General features: G+C 67.6%; 15 protein-coding genes. 6 read left to right on the top strand and 9 right to left on the bottom strand.

Going from position 1 to position 18,079, the window contains the following annotated elements:
* Positions 1-68 precede the first annotated feature (68 nt).
* Both feoB and ACFQNJ_RS05235 read right to left on the bottom strand, forming a co-directional pair.
* Complete coding sequence (feoB, locus tag ACFQNJ_RS05240) at positions 69-1,940, bottom strand: ferrous iron transporter B (protein ID WP_382254531.1); 1,872 nt, start codon at positions 1,938-1,940, stop codon at positions 69-71.
* Positions 1,937-2,263 carry a FeoA family protein gene (locus ACFQNJ_RS05235; RefSeq protein ID WP_382254528.1) on the bottom strand — a complete coding sequence of 109 codons (327 nt, stop codon included), beginning with the start codon at positions 2,261-2,263 and terminating at the stop codon, positions 1,937-1,939. The genes feoB and ACFQNJ_RS05235 overlap by 4 nt, the downstream gene beginning before the upstream one ends.
* Before the next feature lie 205 nt (positions 2,264-2,468).
* Here ACFQNJ_RS05235 and ACFQNJ_RS05230 point away from each other — a divergent pair, with 205 nt between their 5' ends.
* Genes ACFQNJ_RS05230 through ACFQNJ_RS05215 form a run of 4 tightly spaced genes read left to right on the top strand, consistent with a single transcriptional unit; the run spans position 2,469 to position 7,197 of the window.
* The gene (locus ACFQNJ_RS05230) at positions 2,469-3,173 is read left to right on the top strand and encodes a cyclase family protein (protein ID WP_382254525.1); all 705 of its coding nucleotides are present in this window, start codon (positions 2,469-2,471) and stop codon (positions 3,171-3,173) included.
* Positions 3,174-3,193: 20 nt separating this feature from the next.
* Positions 3,194-4,483, top strand: a complete 1,290-nt coding sequence (kynU, locus tag ACFQNJ_RS05225; protein WP_382254522.1) for a kynureninase — start codon at positions 3,194-3,196, stop codon at positions 4,481-4,483.
* A 12-nt stretch (positions 4,484-4,495) separates the two neighbouring features.
* On the top strand, positions 4,496-5,365 hold the full coding sequence (gene kynA / locus ACFQNJ_RS05220; protein WP_382254520.1) for a tryptophan 2,3-dioxygenase: 870 nt from the start codon (positions 4,496-4,498) through the stop codon (positions 5,363-5,365).
* A 47-nt stretch (positions 5,366-5,412) separates the two neighbouring features.
* Positions 5,413-7,197, top strand: a complete 1,785-nt coding sequence (locus tag ACFQNJ_RS05215) for a DUF3592 domain-containing protein (RefSeq protein ID WP_382254518.1) — start codon at positions 5,413-5,415, stop codon at positions 7,195-7,197.
* A 12-nt stretch (positions 7,198-7,209) separates the two neighbouring features.
* On the opposite strand, the gene ACFQNJ_RS05210 is transcribed toward ACFQNJ_RS05215, so the two are convergent.
* The 6 genes from ACFQNJ_RS05210 to ACFQNJ_RS05185 form a co-directional block, all read right to left on the bottom strand.
* Positions 7,210-8,208: a Bug family tripartite tricarboxylate transporter substrate binding protein gene (locus ACFQNJ_RS05210; protein ID WP_382254516.1), complete on the bottom strand. Its 999-nt coding sequence runs from the start codon at positions 8,206-8,208 to the stop codon at positions 7,210-7,212.
* Between the two features lie 31 nt (positions 8,209-8,239).
* A complete protein-coding gene (locus ACFQNJ_RS05205; protein ID WP_382254513.1) occupies positions 8,240-9,460 on the bottom strand; it encodes an FAD-dependent monooxygenase in 1,221 nt (406 codons plus the stop codon).
* Positions 9,461-9,521: 61 nt separating this feature from the next.
* Positions 9,522-10,592, bottom strand: coding sequence for a VWA domain-containing protein (locus ACFQNJ_RS05200; protein ID WP_382254511.1), 1,071 nt, complete (start codon positions 10,590-10,592; stop codon positions 9,522-9,524).
* On the bottom strand, positions 10,589-11,605 hold the full coding sequence (locus tag ACFQNJ_RS05195) for a DUF58 domain-containing protein (RefSeq protein ID WP_382254508.1): 1,017 nt from the start codon (positions 11,603-11,605) through the stop codon (positions 10,589-10,591). The genes ACFQNJ_RS05200 and ACFQNJ_RS05195 overlap by 4 nt, the downstream gene beginning before the upstream one ends.
* A 10-nt stretch (positions 11,606-11,615) precedes the next feature.
* Positions 11,616-12,617: an AAA family ATPase gene (locus tag ACFQNJ_RS05190; RefSeq protein WP_382254505.1), complete on the bottom strand. Its 1,002-nt coding sequence runs from the start codon at positions 12,615-12,617 to the stop codon at positions 11,616-11,618.
* 15 nt (positions 12,618-12,632) lie between these two features.
* Positions 12,633-13,556 (bottom strand): S1C family serine protease, encoded by a 924-nt coding sequence (locus ACFQNJ_RS05185; RefSeq protein WP_382254502.1) that lies wholly within the window; start codon positions 13,554-13,556, stop codon positions 12,633-12,635.
* Between the two features lie 145 nt (positions 13,557-13,701).
* On the opposite strand from ACFQNJ_RS05185, the gene ACFQNJ_RS05180 reads away from it, so the two are divergent.
* A complete protein-coding gene (locus ACFQNJ_RS05180) occupies positions 13,702-14,124 on the top strand; it encodes a hypothetical protein (RefSeq protein WP_382254499.1) in 423 nt (140 codons plus the stop codon).
* Entirely contained in the window at positions 14,121-15,335 is a 1,215-nt protein-coding gene (locus ACFQNJ_RS05175) for a serine hydrolase domain-containing protein (RefSeq protein ID WP_382254496.1), read from the top strand. Before ACFQNJ_RS05180 ends, ACFQNJ_RS05175 begins: the two co-directional genes overlap by 4 nt.
* On the opposite strand, the gene acnA is transcribed toward ACFQNJ_RS05175, so the two are convergent.
* Complete coding sequence (gene acnA / locus ACFQNJ_RS05170; RefSeq protein WP_382254494.1) at positions 15,317-18,043, bottom strand: aconitate hydratase AcnA; 2,727 nt, start codon at positions 18,041-18,043, stop codon at positions 15,317-15,319. The genes ACFQNJ_RS05175 and acnA overlap by 19 nt on opposite strands.
* Positions 18,044-18,079: the final 36 nt, after the last annotated feature.

Raw genomic sequence — 18,079 nt, 5'->3', positions numbered from 1 at the left:
GCGCAGCAGCGCCACCGCGGCCAGCGTCACACAGGCCAGCACCACGCCGGTCTGCCAATCGAGGTTCATCATGATCCGCTCCAGAGCAAGGTGATGCGGTAGGTGATCCACGCGGCCGCGTAGGCCAGCGCGAACAGGTAGGCGGTGACGATGGCGGTGGACTTCCAGCCCCCGGCTTCACGCCGCACGGCCGCCAGCGTGGCGATGCACTGTGGCGCATACACAAACCACACCAGCAGCGACAAGGCGGTGGCCAGGGACCATTGGTCGGCCACCACGGCGCCCAGCGCACCGGCGACCCCGTCACCGGTGGCCGAGAGGGCGTACACCGTGCCCAGCGCGGCCACCACAACCTCACGCGCGGCCATGGCCGGGATCAGGGCCACGACGATGCGCCAGTCAAAACCCAGCGGCGCAAACAGCGGCGCCAGCAGATGACCCAGGCGGCCGGCCAGGCTCATCTCGATGGCGTTGCCGGTAAAGCCGTCCGGCGGGGCGGGATAAGACGAGAGGAACCACAGCAGCACCATCAGCGCCAGGATGATGCCGCCCACCCGGCGCACGAAGATCCAGCCGCGCTCCCACAGACCGCGCGCGATGTTGCGGGCACTGGGAAAGCGGTAAGCCGGCAGTTCCATGAGCAGCGGCGTCTGGCGGCCCTGTGCCTGGCCCCGGCGCGAGACGATGAAGGCCACCGCCATGGCGCTGAGGATGCCGGCCAGGTACAGCGCAAAGAGCACCAAGCCCTGCAGGTTGAACAGGCCGGCGACGCTGCGGTCGGGGATGAAGGCAGCGATCAGCAGGGCATAGACCGGCAGGCGGGCCGAGCAGGTCATGAGCGGGGCGATCAGGATCGTGAGCCAGCGGTCGCGCCAGTGGCTGATGGTGCGCGTGGCCATGATGCCGGGCACGGCGCAGGCAAAGCTGGAGAGCAGCGGAATGAAGGACCGGCCCGACAGGCCCACGGTGCCCATGAGACGGTCCATGAGGAAGGCGGCGCGCGGCAGGTAGCCCGAGTCTTCCAGCAGGAAGATGAAGAAGAACAGGATGAGGATCTGCGGCAGGAACACCAGCACGCCACCCACGCCGGCAATGACGCCGTCAACCAGCAGGCTGCGCAAGGGACCGTCGGCCATGCGGGCGGCCACCTGCTCACCCAGCCAGCCCACCCCGGCCTCAATGGCGTCCATGGGCAGGGCCGCCCAGGCAAACACGGCCTGGAACATGAACAGCAGCACCCCCACCAGCAGCACCATGCCCCACAGGGGGTGCAGCACCCAGCGGTCAACCCGGTCGGTGAAGGCCCAGCGGCTGGCATCGGTCTGCACCGCGTCGGCCAGGATGGCACAGACCCGGGCATTGAGTGCGTCGGGGCCGGGAATGTCGGCATCACGGGCAGGCTGGGCGGGCGGCAGGCCCGACGACAGCAGGGCATCGAGCTGGGCCAGCAGCGCCAGGGCGCCGTCCTTGCGGACACTGATGGCGGTGACCACCGGCATGCCCAGCGCGGCCGACAGCCGTGCGGTGTCGATGCTCAGGCCTTGCGCCTGGGCGACATCGAACATGTTGAGCACCAGCACCATGGGCACGCCCAGGGCCTGGGCTTCGAGCACCAGGCGCAGGTTGAGCTGCAGGTGGGTGGCGTCGGCCACGCAGACGAGCAGATCCGGCCGTGCTTCGCCGGCCTGGCGGCCGGTGACGACGTCGTGGGTGATGGTCTCGTCGTGGCTGAGCGGCACCAGGCTGTAGGTGCCGGGCAGGTCCAGCACCTGGGCCTGCCGGCCCTGCGGGGTGGTGATCCAGCCGGCCTTGCGCTCGACGGTGACGCCGGCGTAATTGGCCACCTTCTGCCGGGTGCCGGTGAGCAGGTTGAACAGCGCGGTCTTGCCGCAGTTGGGGTTGCCCAGCAGGGCCAGGCGGGGGGCGCTTGTGCTGCTCATCGGACGACCTCGGCCGCGTGCACGCGCAGCAGGGCCGCCTCATGGGCCCGCAGCGCAAAGGTGGACTGCCCCACCCGCACTGCCACCGGGCTACGGCGCAGCCAGCCACGGGCCACGATGCGCACCGTCTCGCCGGGCAGGAAACCCAGCTCGGCCAGGCGGCGCTGGGTGCGCAGGCTCTCGGGGTCTTCGGTGGCAACGTAGCCGTGGATCACGCCCGGCACCTGCGGCGGCCAGACGTCCAGCCCGCTGGTGGACGGAGGGCCGGCGTCCGGCTCGGCGGCGTTGACGGGGGCCCAGGGGGTGGCGAGGGTGCTGTTCATGATGAGGAGGCCATCAGGCCAGTTCGCAATACAGGCATCCTAAGTAAATGAAATCCATTCGTATTTGTCTTTTGTCAAACTTTGCGCAGATCACCTTCTGAATCGCACCGCCGATCGGACAGATGCTTTAAGCCTCAAGCGATTTTGCTGATTGTTGGAAATAACCGACACCACGGTTTTTGTGCGGGTGCTACCTTCTGCGGCGATGAAAAAGCTCTGGGACATTTCCCCCCCTGTCCATGCCGGCGCGCCGGTGTTTCCGGGCGACACGGCCTACAGCCAGCAGTGGGTGGCCAGCATCGGCCCCGGCTGCCCGGTGAACGTGAGCGCGGTCACGCTCTCGCCCCACGTGGGCGCGCACGCCGATGCGCCCCTGCACTACGACCCGGAGGGTGCCGCCATCGGTGCGGTCCCGCTGGAGGCCTTCATCGGCCCCTGCCGGGTGATCCACGCCATAGGCTGCGGCCCGCTGGTGCGGCCCGAGCATCTGGCGCATGCGATGGGCGATTCGCCGACGGGCCGCTCCCAAGGCGAATCAGCCCCCCCGGGGGGCAGCGACCCGCGCAGCGGCGGAGCGTGGGGGCCACTTCCTCCACGGGTGCTGGTGCGGGTGTACGAACGCATGCCCCAGGACCGGTTTGACAACGGCCTGCCCGCCTTCGCGCCCGAGACGGTGGCCCTGCTGGCCGACCGAGGTGTGGTGCTGATCGGCATCGACAGCGCCAGCATCGACCCGGCCGACAGCAAGACCCTGGACAGCCACCAGACCATCCGGCGTCGCGGTCTGCGCGTGCTGGAAAACCTGCTGCTGGACGACGTGCCCGAGGGCGACTACGAACTGATCGCCCTGCCCCTGAAGCTGACCACCTGCGACGCCAGCCCGGTGCGGGCGGTGCTGCGCGAACTGTGAACACAATAGGAGACCAACCGATGACGACCACCCTTCAAGACTGCCAGGCGCTGGACGCGGCCGACCCGCTGCGTGGCCTGCGCGCGCAGTTCAACATCCCCGCCGGCACCATCTACCTGGACGGCAATTCGCTGGGCGTGATGCCCGCCAGCGCACCGGCCCGCGTGGCCGAGGTGGTGACGCGGGAATGGGGCACCGACCTGATCCAGAGCTGGAACAAGCACGGCTGGTTCCAGATGCCGGGCCAGGTGGGCGACAAGATCGCGCGCCTGATCGGCGCCGGTGCGGGCGAGGTGGTGGCCACCGACAGCACCTCGGTCAACCTGTTCAAGGTGCTGAGCGCGGCGCTGAACATGGTGCAGGCCGATGCACCCAATGGCCAATTGACTCGCAAACGGATCATCAGCGAGCGCAGCAACTTCCCGACCGACCTGTACATTGCCGAAGCGCTCTGCAAGCAGCACGGGATGGAACTGGTGCTGCTGGAGCCCGAGGAGATAGCTTCGGCCCTGACCGCCGAGGTGGCCATCCTCATGCTGACGCACGTGAACTACCGCACTGGCGCCATGCACGACATGGCGGCCGTGACCGCTGCCGCCCATGCCGAGGGCATCCTGACGGTGTGGGACCTGGCGCACAGCGCGGGTGCCGTGCCGGTGGACCTGACCGGCGCCAAGGCCGACTTTGCCGTGGGCTGCGGCTACAAGTACCTTAACGGCGGCCCGGGCGCGCCGGCCTTCGTGTGGGTCAATCCGCTGCACGCCAACCGCTTCTGGCAGCCGCTGGCCGGCTGGTGGGGCCATGCGGCGCCGTTCGCCTTCACGCCCGACTACCAGCCCGCCCCGGGCATCACGCGCTACCAGTGCGGCACCCAGCCCATGATCAGCCTGGCCGCGCTGGAGTGCGGTGTGGACACCGTGCTGGCGGCCGAGACCCTGGGCGGCATGGCGGCGCTGCGCGCGAAGTCGCTGGCGCTGACGGACCTGTTCATCCGTCTGGTGGAGGAGCGCTGCGCAGGCCATGGCCTGGGCCTGGCAACGCCCCGCGAGCATGCGCAGCGAGGCTCACAAGTGTGTCTGACAAGGGACGAAGGCGCCTACGCCATCGTGCAGGCGCTCATCGCGCGTGGCGTGGTGGGCGACTTCCGCGCCGGTGATGGCGGCATCCACAAGGACATCCTGCGCTTTGGCTTCACGCCGCTGTACATCGGCTTCGAGGATGTGTGGCACTCGGTGGAGCACCTGAAACAGGTGCTGGAAAGCGGCGAGTGGCAGCGGCCCGAGTTCAACCGCAAGCACGCGGTGACCTGAAGGAGACGCGCCATGACCTGCCCCTATCACGACGCATCACCCGCCTCGAAGCCCGAGTCCATCGTCCACGAGGAGAAGGCGCAGCTGGATTTCAGCCGCGACATGAGCTACGGCGACTACCTGCAGCTGGACGCCATCCTCAGTGCGCAGAATCCGCTGTCTCCCGCGCACGACGAGCTGCTGTTCATCGTGCAGCACCAGACCAGCGAGCTGTGGATGAAGCTGATGCTGCACGAGCTGACCGCCGCCATCGGCAACATTGCCCGCGACGACCTGAACCCGGCGTTCAAGCAGATGGCGCGCGTGTCCAAGATCATGGAACAGCTGGTGCACGCCTGGGATGTGCTGGCCACGATGACGCCGCCGGAGTACAGCGCCATCCGGCCCTACCTGGGCCATTCGAGCGGGTTCCAGAGCTTCCAGTACCGCTGCATCGAGTTCGCGATGGGCAACAAGAACGCGGCCATGCTCAAGCCGCATGCGCATCACCCGGAACGGGCGGCCATGGTGCAGGCCGCGTACGAAGCACCTTCGCTGTACGACGAGTGCCTGCGCCTGCTCGCGCGCCGTGGCATTGCGGTGCCGGCCTCGCACACCGAGCGCGACTGGACGCAGCCCTACCAGGCCAGTGAGGGCGTGGAGCAGGCCTGGCTGCAGGTCTACCGCAACCCGAAGCAGCACTGGGACCTGTACCAGCTAGGCGAGGAGCTGACCGACCTGGAAGACGCCTTCCGACTCTGGCGCTTCCGCCACGTGACCACCGTGGAACGGGTGATCGGGTTCAAGCGCGGCACAGGCGGCACCGGTGGTGTGAGCTACCTGCGCAAGATGCTGGATGTGGTGCTGTTCCCGGAGATCTGGACGCTGCGCACGGCCCTGTGATGGTTTGAGACGGCATACACTGCGGCCACCAAGGGAGTGATCGCCGCATGAGCCTGTTGAAACGTCCGAGTCTGCGCCAGCGACGCCGCAACGGTGCCGTCTGGCTCGGCGCGTTCGGCAGCATCTTCTTTCTGGTGGGCCTGGGGTTCGTGGTGCTGGCGATGGTGCCCACCGTGATCGACAGTGTGCGCATGCGCCAGTGGGAGCCAGTGCAGGCGCAACTGCTGAGCGCGCGCCTGGAATCACTGCGCGGCAGCAAGGGTGGCACCACCTACCGGGCACACGCCACCTACCGCTACGTGGTCAATGGACAGACACACGTGGGCCAGCGGGTGGCGGTGAGCAACACGGCGGACAACGTCGGCGACTTCTGGTACCAGCTGGGCTGGCGTCTGGAGTCCGCGCACCGGCAGGGAAAGCCCGTGACTGCCTGGGTCAACCCGGCAGACCCGACCGATGCCGTCCTGGACCGCAGCCTTCGCTGGCCTCTGCTGGGCTTCTGGGGCATCTTCATCGCGATCTTTGGGGGTGTGGGCCTTGGCATGATGGTGTGGGGCCGACACAACTGGCGCAAGGCTGCGCAGCCAGAGCACCCGCAGGCCGCCACCCAGCCCTGGATGCAGTACCCGGAATGGGCCAGCCCGGCCATTGCATCGAACCTGCGGGCCGAGCGCTGGGTGTTCACCGTCATGGGGGTGGTGTTTCTTGGGTTTGGCGGCGTCGTTAGCGCCATCGCCTTGCCGGATGCGGTCAACGGCCGCCCGATCGTCTGGGTGGTGTTGCTGTTTCCGTTCTTTGGCCTGGTGATGTGCTGGCAGGCTTTCAAGGGCTGGCGCCAGCATCGCCGTTATGGCGCAGCGGCGCTGGTGCTCTCGCCCCACCCTGCCCCCCTCGGCGGGCAGGTGAGCATGCATCTGGACCTACCGCTGCAGGTGGGCCCGCAGGCACGCGTGGTGATGGCGCTCAGTTGCCTGGAGCGCAGCACCAGCGGCAGTGGCGATGATCGCAGCACCAGCGAGCACCTGCAATGGGAAGATGAAGGCGTGGCCCGACTGGTACCCACCGCCGCAGGCACCCGGGTGCAATGGCAGACGGCATTGCCAGGGCACCTGCCGCCATCCTCACCACCTGGAGAAGACGGCACCGCATGGCGAGTCAGCGTTGACGGCCAGGGGCTGGAAGACGGGTTCAGCGCGACGTACGACATCCCCGTGTTTGCCACTGGCGCCAGCGCCAGCTTCGGTGCACCCGATGCCATGTTCGGCACCGCATCGGCGCATCAGGCAGAGGATGAGGCCTTGCTGCGCGAGCGCATCGGCGCCGTCTGCCGCGTTGAGATGGACATGCAAGGGCGCCTGGTGCTGGATCAGCCCTATGCGCGCATGCGGCGCGCGCAACTGCCCTGGCTGTTCATGGGCGTGGTGTTCGTGATCTCGGGCGGCTATCTGTGGAATGTGCGAGCACTGGGCGGGCTGATGGGCATCCTGTTCGGCGGGCTTGGCCTGCTGGCGCTGGTGCTGAGCCTGTGGCTTCTGCTCAACCGGAGAACCACCACCATGGACCGCAGCCAGGGCACCACCATCGTGCGCCGGCTGCTGGGCTTGCCGGTGAGCACGCGCCACTGGGATGCACAGGCCATGGAGGGCCTGAGCGTGCACCGCAGCTACGGCATGCAGGTGAACGGACGGCGACCGGAGAGCATCTGGCAGGTGCGGGCACACCCGCGTCAAGGCAAACCGGTGGTGCTGGCCGACAGCATCAGCGGCGAAGGGGCCGCACGACTGCTGATGCAGGACATCGCCCGGCACACCGGCTGGCGCGCCGCCACCTGAACCGCCGTCGGCTCAGTTGGGCCGGATGTTGTTCTTGCGGATGACCTCGGCCATGGCGGCGGTGTCGGCCTGCATGCGCTTGGCCAGACCCTCGGCCGCGGTACCGGCCACCTGCCAGCCCTGGGCCAGGATCTTCTGGCGCACCTCGGGTTGGCGCACGATGCCGGTCAGCAGGCTGGCCAGCCGGTCGGCGTGGGCCTTGGGCAGGCTGTTCGGGGCCGCGACAGCGTTCCAGATCTCCAGCTGCAGACCCTGGACGCCCGCCTCGGACAGGCTGGGCACTTCGGGTACGACGCTGCTTCGCCCGGCGGACGTGACCCCGATGGCCCTGAGCTTGCCGCCCTTGACCTGTGCCATGGCCAGGCCGGGTGGGAGCAGCGCCATCTGGACCTGGTTGCCCAGCATGCCGGTGATGACCTGAGGGTTGCCCGCGTAGGGCACATGCACTGGCGCAATGCCGGCCTTGGTCTTGAGCAGTTCCATGCCCAGGTGCGCCACCGTGCCGATGCCGGGGGTACCGTAGTTCCAGCGATCACCGGCGCGGCGGGCTTCCGCCAGGAAATCGGCGGGGGTGGCCCCGGGGGCACCAGCGGGTGCGGCCAGCACCAGAGGCGCCACCGCCAGCAGCGACACCGGCTGCAGGTCCTTGAGCGGATCGTAGGGTGTGACCGGGTTCAGGATCCTGGCAATCGTGAGGTTGCCATTGATCATCAGGCCGATGGTGTGATCGTCGGTGGCCCGGGCCACCTGGTCGGCGGCGATGTTGCCGCCGGCGCCCGGACGGTTTTCCACCACCACTGGTTGGCCCAGCGCCTGCGACAGCGGCTCGGCAATGGTGCGGGCCATGAGGTCTGGCGACGACCCGGCGGGAAAGCCCACCAGGATCTTCAGCGGCTTGCTCGGCCAGGGGACCGCCTTCTGCGCCCAGGCGGGCATGGCGATGCCAGCGGCCAGCGCCACAGCGGCACAAAGGATCGATCGACGGTGATGGTGTGATACTGGTTTGGTCATGGCCGCAGGGGTCCTTGTCGGGCGATGAAATTCAGTCGGCCAGCGGCGGTGGGCCGCTGTAGAGCCAGGCTTGGTCGAGCAGCGATTCTCCCAGCATGGCCATGGCCGCATTGCGCCCCAGGCGCACCAGCCCATCGGCATGGAAGATGCGCCCGTTGCGCTCGGAGCGCGCCTGCACGCGGGCATTGCGTGCCCAGCGGGTGCGGGCGTAGCGCCCGAACAGGGCGGACCAGTCGATGTCACCGTGGGTGGCCGAACGCAGTTGGCCCAGGGTCCAGGCGTCCTCGATGGCCATGGCCGCCCCCTGGGCCAGATAGGGCCGCAGCGGGTGCGCGGCATCACCCAGCAGGGCCACACGGCCACAGGCATGCTCGTCGGCACCGGCCACCGGCGGGCGGTCGTTCAGCGCCCAGAGCTTCCACTCCTGCGCCGCATCGATCATGGCCATCAGGTCGGCACAGGCCGGACCGAGCGTGCGCTTGAGATCGGCCGCATGGGCTTCGTGTGTCCAGCTCTGCGGATCGCTGTCCACATGGCCGCCGTGCCCCTGCCCGATCACGCCTTCGACCACAGCGACCAGGTTGAAGATCTCGCCGCGCCGCACCGGGTAGTGCACCACATGCAGACGCGGACCAAGCCATGCGGTGACGACGGGACGTCTGAGGGCCTGCGGCAGGCGCGCCGGATCGACCAGGCCGCGGTAAGCCAGGTGGCCACTGGCCCGCACCGGCTGTGCGCCCAGCAGTTGAAGGCGCACCCGGCTCCAGAGGCCGTCGGCGCCGACCAGGGCGGCCCCTTCAAAGACACGGTCGTCCTCGCAGTGGACGGTGACCCCCAGGGGGGACTCCTCATAGGAGGACACGCGGGCGTCGAGCGCGATGGTGGCCAGCGGCTGCTCGCGCAGGGCCTTGAGCAGCAGGCCGTGCAGGTCGGCGCGGTGGATGGTGGCGTAGGGTTTGCCGTAGCGGGCCTGAACCATGGCGCCCAGGCGCAACTGCCCCAGCGTGGCGGACGAGTGGGCATCGCGCACCTGCAGCGACTCGGGGAAGGCGGCGCAGGCGGTCAGCGCATCGGCCAGACCCCAGTCGTGCAGGACACGCACCGCATTGGGCCCGAGCTGGATGCCCGCGCCCACCTCGGACAGGCGCGTGGCCTGTTCCAGCACCTGAACCGGCTGCCCGGCCCGTGAAAGGGCCAGCGCGCACGCCAGCCCGCCTATACCGCCGCCGGCAATGATGACCTGTGAATTCATGAAGGGGCATTGTGCCCCGGCGACCGGCGATCGGGTTGACCGAGGTCAGAAGGCCTGCGTGTCAGGCGATGCGTCCGAACCAGAACAGCGAAAGACCGGCCGAGAGCATGACCAGCACCGCCGCGGCCAGAGCCAGCAGGCCGGAGATCTCTGTTTCCTTCTTCTCCACGGTCAGGCGGGTGCTCAGCGACTCATAGACCTTCTTGAGGTTCTCGGCAGTACCGGCGTAGAAGTACTCGCCCTGCGTCACACGGGCGACGTCCTTGAGGCTCTCCTCGTCCAGACGCACACGCATGGACCAGCCTTCAAAGCCGATGACCTCACCTTCGACCGTGCCCACACCCACCGTATAGACCTTGACGCCGCGTTCGGCGGCCATGTGCGCGGCCTCTTCAATGTCCACCCCGGTGGTGCGCTGGCCATCGGTCAGCAGAATGATGGCGGCCGAACTGTACGAGCCTGCGGGCACAGGCTGGAAGGGTTTGGCGTCCTGGGGGGACGGCTTCTGGTCGATGGCGCGCCCCTGCGGGGCGAACGGGTCGCGCTGGCGGCCGTAGGTGACGCTGGCCAGGTCCACCTGACCCGGAAACAGCTCGGACAGGGCCACCACGATGGCGCTGCCGATGGCGGTGGCGCGCTGCAGCTGGAACTTGTCGATCGCGGCGTTGAGATCTTCGCGGCTGAGCGTGACCGGCTGCACCACCTGGGCCGAACCGGCAAAGGCCACGATACCGACCTTGACGTGGCGCGGCAGCTCCTGCAGAAAGGCCTTGGCCGCGTTCTGCGAGGCGACCAGACGGTTGGGCTGCACATCGGTGGCGCGCATGCTGCCAGACACATCCATGGCCAGGATGATGGTCTGCTGGGTGGAAGGCAGCACGATGGTGGCCATGGGACGGGAAGCGGCCAGCAGCATCGCTGCAAAGGCCAGCAACAACAGCACCGGCGGCACATGGCGGCGCCAGCCAGGACCGCGGCCCGCGGCCTCGCGCACGATGGACAGGGACGCCAGCTGCAGCGCCGAACGCCGTCGACGGCGCATCAGCCACCAGTACAGCAGCACCAGCACCGGCAAGGACAGCAAGAGCCACAGCAGCTCCGGCCACAGGAAGGAGACAGGCAGGGATTTCATGCGGACACTCCCAGGTGCGCGGGCAGGCCACGCCGCACGCCCAGACGGCGGCGACGCAGATCCACGAATCTCAGAATGGCATCGGCCAGATCATCATCGGTGGACAGCTCCAGCGTGTCCACCCCGGCGCGCGCCAAGGCCTCCCTCAGTTCGGCTTCGCGCTGGGCCGCGATGCGGGCGAAGCGCTGGCGGAAACCGCCATCGTTGGTGTCCACCAGCATCTGCTCACCGGTTTCGGCATCGCGCACTGTGACCAGACCCAGGTTCGGCAGTGCCAGTTCCAGAGGGTCCAGCAGGCGCACGGCCACCACGTCGTGCCGGCGCGCGAGCTCGCCCAGGGGCTTGTCCCAGCCAGGTTCACTGATGAAGTCCGACACCACGAACACGGTGCTGCGCTGGCGAAGGGTGTGCTGGGCAGCACGCAGCAGTTCGGCCAGTTGGGTCGGTCCGTGTGGCTTGGCACCGGACCTGGCGGGTACACCCGACGGGGCTATCAGCAACTGCAGCAGCTGAAGCACCTGCATGCGCCCGCCCCGGGCAGGCAGCACGGTGTCCACCGCCGCCCGCCCCTGGCCGCCGTAGAGCATGGCGCCCACCCGGTTGCCATGGCGGGACAGCAGGCGCGCAAGCACGGCGGCAAAGCCCTGCAGCACATCGCGCTTGCGCTGGGTGCCGGAGCCGAAGTCCACCGAGGGGCTGAGGTCCAGCAGGAACCAGGCCGCCATTTCGCGGTCCTCGGTGAACACCCGCACGTGCGGCTGCTGCAGTCGGGCGGTCACGTTCCAGTCGATGTGGCGCACGTCGTCGTGCAGCTGGTATTCGCGCAGGTCGGCCAGGTCCAGACCGGTGCCGCGCATCAGCGTCCGGTAGTCGCCCTGCAGCAAGCCGTCCAGCCGGCGGATGACGGTCCACTCCAGCCGCTTGAGCAAGGCGTCGGCCTGACCCGCACGCACGGCCACCGGTGGGGGTGAGGCCGGTGGCTTCACGCGTGATCCGAACAGGCCGAACAGCATGGCGGAAGCCTCAGGCCACTTTCTTCTCGATGTCCAGCGGCTTGGCCGGTGGGGGTATCACCTTCATGATCCGCGCGACGATGTCCTCGGCACCCAGCCCTTCGGACAAGCCCTCGTAGGACAGCACGATGCGGTGGCGCAGGACATCAGGCACCAGATCGACCATGTCCTCGGGCAGTGCATAGCTGCGGCCACGGAGCAGGGCCAATGCGCGTGCGCCTTCGACCAGACCAATGGTGGCGCGCGGGCTGGCGCCGTAGGTGATCAGGCGCGCCGTGTCGGCGATGCCGTGTTTCTCGGGCGTGCGGGTGGCCGACACCAGCTTGACCGCGTACTGGATCAGCGACGGGTCGACATAGACCTCGCTGCACTGGCGCTGCAGCTGGGCCAGCTGGTCGGTGGTGGCAATCGCCTGCACCTGCACCGCCGACCCGGTGACGCGCTCGACAATGACGTACTCCTCTTCGTCGGTGGGGTAGTCGACCAGCACCTTCATCATGAACCGGTCCACCTGCGCCTCAGGCAGCGGGTAGGTACCCTCGGTCTCGATCGGGTTCTGCGTGGCCATCACCAGGAAAGGATGCGGCACCCGGTGGGTCTCACCCGCGATGGTCACCTGCCGCTCCTGCATCACCTCCAGCAGGGCGCTCTGGACCTTGGCGGGCGCCCGGTTGATCTCGTCGGCCAGCAGCAGGTTGGCAAACACCGGCCCGAGCGAGGTGCTGAACTCGCCCGTCTTCTGGTTGAAGATGCGGGTGCCGATCAGGTCGGCTGGCACCAGGTCGGGCGTGAACTGGATGCGCTTGAACCGCCCTTGCACCACGTTGGCCAGGGTCTTGACGGTCAGCGTCTTGGCCAGACCGGGCACGCCCTCGACCAGCAGATGACCCTGGGCCAGCATGGCCACCATCACGCGTTCCAGAAAGCGGTCCTGGCCCACCACCACGCGCTTGACCTCGTAGAGGATCTGCTCCATCAGCTGGGCGTTGTCCTGCGTATTGCGATCGCTCATGTGCGGCTCCTGGAATCAGAAAGGGGGAAGCCCGGCGGCCTGGGCCGCGCTCTCAATGGGCACGGCAAAGCCGATGCCCGCAAAGGTGCGGGCCTTGGTGGGGTTGAGGATGCCGGTGACGATGCCCACCACCTCGCCATCCATGGTGACCAGCGGCCCCCCGGAGTTGCCGGGATTGGCGGCGGCGTCGAACTGGATCAGGTTCTCGATGTCCTGCTGGCCCTCGGGTGCGCGAAACGACCGGCCGAAGCCCGAGATGACGCCTGCCGAGACCGAGGGACCGATGCCGAAGGGGAAGCCCACCGCCACCACCTGGTCACCGGGCAGCAGATCGCTGGTGGACCGCATGGTCGCGGCCTGCAGGTCATCGGGCACGGTGTCCGCCTGCAGTACCGCCAGGTCGTTCTGGGCCTGCACACCGGTCACGCTCGCGCCGGCATCAGACCCATCTGCAAACACGATGCGCAGCCGGTCGGCCCCCTGCACCACATGCAGGTTGGTCAGGATGACGCCCCGATCGACGATGACCACGCCTGTGCCGACGCCGTGGTCCTCTTCCTCACCCTTGCGGTTGCGCACAAAGGCTTCGACACGGACCACCGAGGGACGTACCTTCTCGGCCGCACGGGCCGCCGGTGAAGGCAGCACCTGCGTGGTCAGCGTGCGCAGCACCGCGGCATCGATGTCTTTCTGGGTCAGGGCCTGACCGGCGCCCACCCTGCCCTGCCAGAGGCTCACACCCAGCGCCACGGACAGCAACAACAGGCTGGCCCACATCACGCGCGGGTCGGTGGCGGCCCGGCCCATCCTCTGGCGCCAGGAGGATCTGGTCGACGGCGCACCAGTTGCCTCGGGCCGGGCCGGTTCATCGCGCACAGCTGGCACACCCGTCAGCGGACCGGTGCGCGGCGTACGGCTGTAGAGGGCAGGCTTTCGCATCGCGACTCCTGTGGCGCCCGGCCTTGGGCGGTGAAGTCACATGATGCCGCGATGTGGTCCCCCACTCAAGCGCCGGGGTATTCAAACGCAGCAGAGACGGCACAATGCGTGCTCGGGGCAGGTGCTCCGCACGAGGATGACCGACATGACCAAAACACTGCTGACCTTGCTCATGGCCGCTCTGGCCCCGATGGCCCAGGCCAACACCGAGTTCAGGAACGTGCCCTTGCCGCTGCAGAAGGCCCTTCACGGCAACGCCCTGAAAACAGCGCAAATGGACAGTGGCGTGTTGCGCCTGCAATCCACCAAGGCCGATGTGTCCGAACTGGTGTACGCCACCTTCATCTTTCACAACATCTGTGGTGAGCAGTGGATGAATCCACAGCAATTCAAGAACTTCGGGCTGCAGCGCGTCGAGCTGATCAATGCCAACGGGTCGCAAGGCTTCGCTTTTGATGCCCGCGGCGATGTGTGCCAGGAGATGGGCAAGCTGGGCAAGAACTTCCGCAGCTTCATTGCCCAGTACACCGTCAAGTGCGAAACGGGCGGTTGCCCGCAACGTCCATGAAGCGACTCGGAAAACTTCTGCTGGGCGGTGTGCTGGTGCTGGCCGTGGCCGGTACCGCCGGCTGGTTCAGCCTGGACAAGGAAACCCGCGGCCTGCTCAAGACCGTGCCCACCAACCGAGACCTGCTGTTCTGGAGCGTGCCGCAACGCGATGCAGCCTTCCGCGCGCTGGACCGCATCTCCCTGCTGGCCAAGTGGCGCGACATCCACACGGCCGGCACGCCCCGCCCGCTGCCCGCCGGTTCGCCGCTGGCGTTGCCCGTTGACATCGACGCCTACATGGCCGGCCAGCGCAGCGCGGCACTGCTGATCCTGCACAAGGGCCAGCTGCGCCTGGAGCGCTACGGGCTGGACTTCGATGCCCAGGGGCGCTGGACCAGCTTTTCGGTGGCCAAATCCTTCACCTCCACCCTGGTGGGTGCCGCGCTGCGCGACGGACACATCAAGAGCATGGACGACAAGGTCAGCGACTACATCCCGCAGATGAAGGGCTCGGCGTATGACGACGTGAGCATCAGTCAGCTGCTGACCATGACCTCGGGCGTGCGCTGGAACGAGGACTACGACGACCCGGCATCGGACGTGGCACGGTTCAACAATCACCAGCCCGAGCCCGGTGTGCCCGCCATCGTGAGCTACCTGCGCCAGCTACCGCGTGAGGCCCCACCCGGCCAGCGCTGGCTCTACAGCACCGGCGAGACCAACCTGGTGGGCATCCTGATCAGCCAGGCCACCGGCAAACCCCTGTCGCAGTACCTGCAGGAAAAGGTCTGGGGGCCGGTGGGCATGGAACAGCAGGCCACCTGGATCCTGAGCAAGACGGGAGAGGAAATCAGCGGCTGCTGCATCCAGGCGTCGGCGCGCGACTATGCGCGCTTTGGCCAGTTCATCCTGGAAGGTGCCCGGATCAATGGACAAAGCATCCTGCCCGATGGCTGGCTGCAGCAGGCCGGCACCCGCCAGGCCGACATCGGCCAGCCCGGACGCGGCTACGGCTACCAGTGGTGGACCTACGACGACGGCGGCTTTGCCGCCCGCGGCATCTTCGGCCAGGGCATCTTCATCGACCCCCGACGCCAACTGGTCATCGTCTCCAACGCGAACTGGGCGGGCGGTGCCCGCGACCCCAAGGCCACGGACGCCCGCGAAGCCTTCTACCGTGCGGTGCAGCAGGCGGTGGACGCCGAGGCGCCTCAGGCCGCCAACAACTGACGCAGCACGTAGGGCAGGATGCCACCGGCGCGGTAGTAGGCCACCTCGACCGGGGTGTCGATGCGCAGGGTCACGGTGATCTCGTGCACCGAGCCGTCGGCACGGGTGATGCGCAGTGTGGCATCGCTTTGCGGCAGCAGGTCCGGGTGCGGGATCACATCGATCAGCTCGCTGCCGGTCAGCCCCAGGCTTTCCCACGAGTCACCGGCGCGGAACTGAAGCGGCAGCACGCCCATGCCCACCAGGTTGCTGCGATGGATGCGCTCGAAACTGCGCGCCACCACCGCGCGGATACCCAGCAGCTGCGTGCCCTTGGCCGCCCAGTCGCGGCTGGAACCGGTGCCGTATTCCTCGCCGGCGAACACCACCGTGGGCACGCCCTGCGCCTGGTAGCGCATGGCCGCGTCGTAAATGGACAGGGTCTCGCCCTGTGGCTGGAACAGCGTCAGGCCGCCTTCCACCCGCGATCCGTCGGCCTGCGGGGGCAGCATCAGGTTCTTGATGCGCACGTTGGCAAAGGTGCCGCGCATCATGACCTCATGGTGTCCGCGGCGTGCGCCGTAGCTGTTGAAGTCGGCCTTGGCCACGCCATGGGCGGTGAGCCACTGGCCCGCCGGTGAACTCTCCTTGATCGAGCCGGCCGGCGAGATGTGGTCGGTGGTGATCGAATCACCGAACAGGGCCATGATGCGCGCGCCCTGCACCGACACCTGGCCGTCGGCGGCTGGCGGCTGCAACTCGAAGCGCTGGAAGAACGGCGGCTCGGCAATGTAGGTGCTGGCCGGCCAGCGATAGGTGTGGCCGGTGCCGCCCTTGATCTTCTCCCACAGGGCACCCGGGTCGGTGCGGACCTGCGCATAGTTGTCCCGGTAGGCCTTGCCCTTCATGGCGTGCTTCATCAGCGCGTGGATCTCGTCGCTGCCCGGCCAGATGTCGCCCAGGAACACCGGCTGGCCACCCTTGCCGGTGCCCACGGGCTCGGTCATGAGGTCACGGGTCACGTTGCCGGCAATCGCGTAGGCCACCACCAGCGGTGGGCTGGCCAGGAAGTTGGCCTTGAGGTTGGGGTGAATGCGCGCCTCGAAATTGCGGTTGCCCGAGAGCACCGCCGCGCAGACCAGGTCGTTGCGGGTGATGACCTCGTTGAGCTCGGGCGTGAGATCGCCCGCGTTGCCGATACATGTCGTGCAGCCATAGCCGGCCAGCGCAAAGCCCAGCTTCTCCAGATAGGGCAGCAGACCGGTCTCGCGCAGGTACTCGGTGACGATGCGAGAGCCCGGCGCGAGCGAGGTCTTGACGTGTGGCTTGACCTTGAGCCCCGCCTCCACGGCCTTCTTGGCCAGCAAGCCGGCGGCCAGCAGCACGCCCGGGTTGCTGGTGTTGGTGCAGCTGGTGATGGCCGCAATCAGCACGTCGCCATTGCGGATGTCGATGCCGCTGGTGGTCGGGAACACCCGGTCGAGCTGGTCGGCTGGCTGGTTGAAGCCGTTCTCGGCGTTGGGTTTGCTGAACAGGCTGCTGAACTGCGCCGCCACCTGCCCGAGCTCGATACGGTCCTGCGGACGCTTGGGACCGGCCAGGCTGGGCGCGACCGTCCCCAGGTCCAGCGTGACCACCTGCGAATAGTCGATCTCACCACGGCGCGGCACCCCGAACAGGCCTTGCGCGCGGAAGTAGGCCTCGAAGGACTCGATCTCCGCCTTGCTGCGACCTGTGCCACGGAAGTAATCCAGCGTCTTCTCGTCCACCGGGAAGAAGCCCATGGTGGCCCCGTACTCGGGCGCCATGTTGGCGATGGTGGCGCGGTCCGGCAGCGCCAGCGAAGCTGTGCCCTCGCCAAAGAACTCGACGAACTTGCCCACCACCTTGTGCCGCCGCAGGATCTCGGTAACAGTCAGCACCAGATCGGTGGCGGTGCAGCCTTCGCGCAGCCGGCCGGTCAGCTCGAACCCAACCACGTCAGGCGTGAGGAAGTACACCGGCTGACCCAGCATGGCCGCCTCGGCCTCGATGCCCCCGACACCCCAGCCCACCACACCGATGCCATTGATCATGGTGGTGTGGCTGTCGGTGCCCACCAGCGTGTCCGGGTAGTACAGCCCGCCCTTGAGGTGAACCCCGCGCGCCAGGTGCTCCAGATTGACCTGGTGCACGATGCCGAAACCTGGCGGCACCACACCGAAGGTGTCGAAGGCCTGCATGCCCCACTTCATGAACTGGTAGCGCTCCTTGTTGCGCTGGAATTCCAGGCGCATGTTCAGATCCAGCGCGTTCTTCGTGCCGTAATGGTCCACGGTGACCGAGTGGTCCACCACCAGATCCACCGGTACCAGCGGCTCGATCTTCTTCGGATCCTGCCCCAGACGCTGGGCCACGCTGCGCATGGCCGCCAGATCAGCCAGCAGGGGCACACCGGTGAAATCCTGCAGCACCACCCGTGCCACGGTGAACGGGACCTCGTCGGTGCGTGGCGCGTTGGGCTGCCAGCTGGCCAGTTGCTTCACATGCTCGGGCAACACCCGTTCGCCATCGCAATGGCGCAACACGCTCTCGAGCACGATGCGCAGCGAATGTGGCAGCCGTGAGACCGTCGGAAACTGCCTGGCCAGCGCAGGCAAGGAATACAGACGCCCCGACTTGCCCGATGCCGTTCGAAACGACTTGAGGGTGTTGGCAAACGGATGACGGAAACGCGACGACGGACTCATGGGGTCTTCCCTTTATTCGAAACCAGCAGCACAAGA

This window comes from Hydrogenophaga bisanensis, assembly GCF_042665135.1.
In the GTDB taxonomy this organism is placed as follows: Bacteria; Pseudomonadota; Gammaproteobacteria; order Burkholderiales; family Burkholderiaceae_C; genus Hydrogenophaga; species Hydrogenophaga bisanensis.
The sequence above is the reverse complement of the archived record's forward strand: the minus strand, read 5'-3'. Positions and strand labels throughout refer to the sequence as shown.

Excerpts from the sequence above, each read along its gene's own strand:
- ACFQNJ_RS05210 (WP_382254516.1), bottom strand. The coding sequence starts at position 8,208 with ATGACCAAACCAGTATCACACCATCACCGTCGATCGATCCTTTGTGCC.
- ACFQNJ_RS05195 (WP_382254508.1), bottom strand. The coding sequence starts at position 11,605 with ATGCTGTTCGGCCTGTTCGGATCACGCGTGAAGCCACCGGCCTCACCC.
- ACFQNJ_RS05200 (WP_382254511.1), bottom strand. The coding sequence starts at position 10,592 with ATGAAATCCCTGCCTGTCTCCTTCCTGTGGCCGGAGCTGCTGTGGCTC.
- ACFQNJ_RS05175 (WP_382254496.1), top strand. The coding sequence starts at position 14,121 with ATGAAGCGACTCGGAAAACTTCTGCTGGGCGGTGTGCTGGTGCTGGCC.
- ACFQNJ_RS05190 (WP_382254505.1), bottom strand. The coding sequence starts at position 12,617 with ATGAGCGATCGCAATACGCAGGACAACGCCCAGCTGATGGAGCAGATC.
- ACFQNJ_RS05215 (WP_382254518.1), top strand. The coding sequence starts at position 5,413 with ATGAGCCTGTTGAAACGTCCGAGTCTGCGCCAGCGACGCCGCAACGGT.
- feoB (WP_382254531.1), bottom strand. The coding sequence starts at position 1,940 with ATGAGCAGCACAAGCGCCCCCCGCCTGGCCCTGCTGGGCAACCCCAAC.
- ACFQNJ_RS05205 (WP_382254513.1), bottom strand. The coding sequence starts at position 9,460 with ATGAATTCACAGGTCATCATTGCCGGCGGCGGTATAGGCGGGCTGGCG.
- ACFQNJ_RS05235 (WP_382254528.1), bottom strand. The coding sequence starts at position 2,263 with ATGAACAGCACCCTCGCCACCCCCTGGGCCCCCGTCAACGCCGCCGAG.
- ACFQNJ_RS05230 (WP_382254525.1), top strand. The coding sequence starts at position 2,469 with ATGAAAAAGCTCTGGGACATTTCCCCCCCTGTCCATGCCGGCGCGCCG.
- ACFQNJ_RS05185 (WP_382254502.1), bottom strand. The coding sequence starts at position 13,556 with ATGCGAAAGCCTGCCCTCTACAGCCGTACGCCGCGCACCGGTCCGCTG.
- acnA (WP_382254494.1), bottom strand. The coding sequence starts at position 18,043 with ATGAGTCCGTCGTCGCGTTTCCGTCATCCGTTTGCCAACACCCTCAAG.
- ACFQNJ_RS05180 (WP_382254499.1), top strand. The coding sequence starts at position 13,702 with ATGACCAAAACACTGCTGACCTTGCTCATGGCCGCTCTGGCCCCGATG.
- kynA (WP_382254520.1), top strand. The coding sequence starts at position 4,496 with ATGACCTGCCCCTATCACGACGCATCACCCGCCTCGAAGCCCGAGTCC.
- kynU (WP_382254522.1), top strand. The coding sequence starts at position 3,194 with ATGACGACCACCCTTCAAGACTGCCAGGCGCTGGACGCGGCCGACCCG.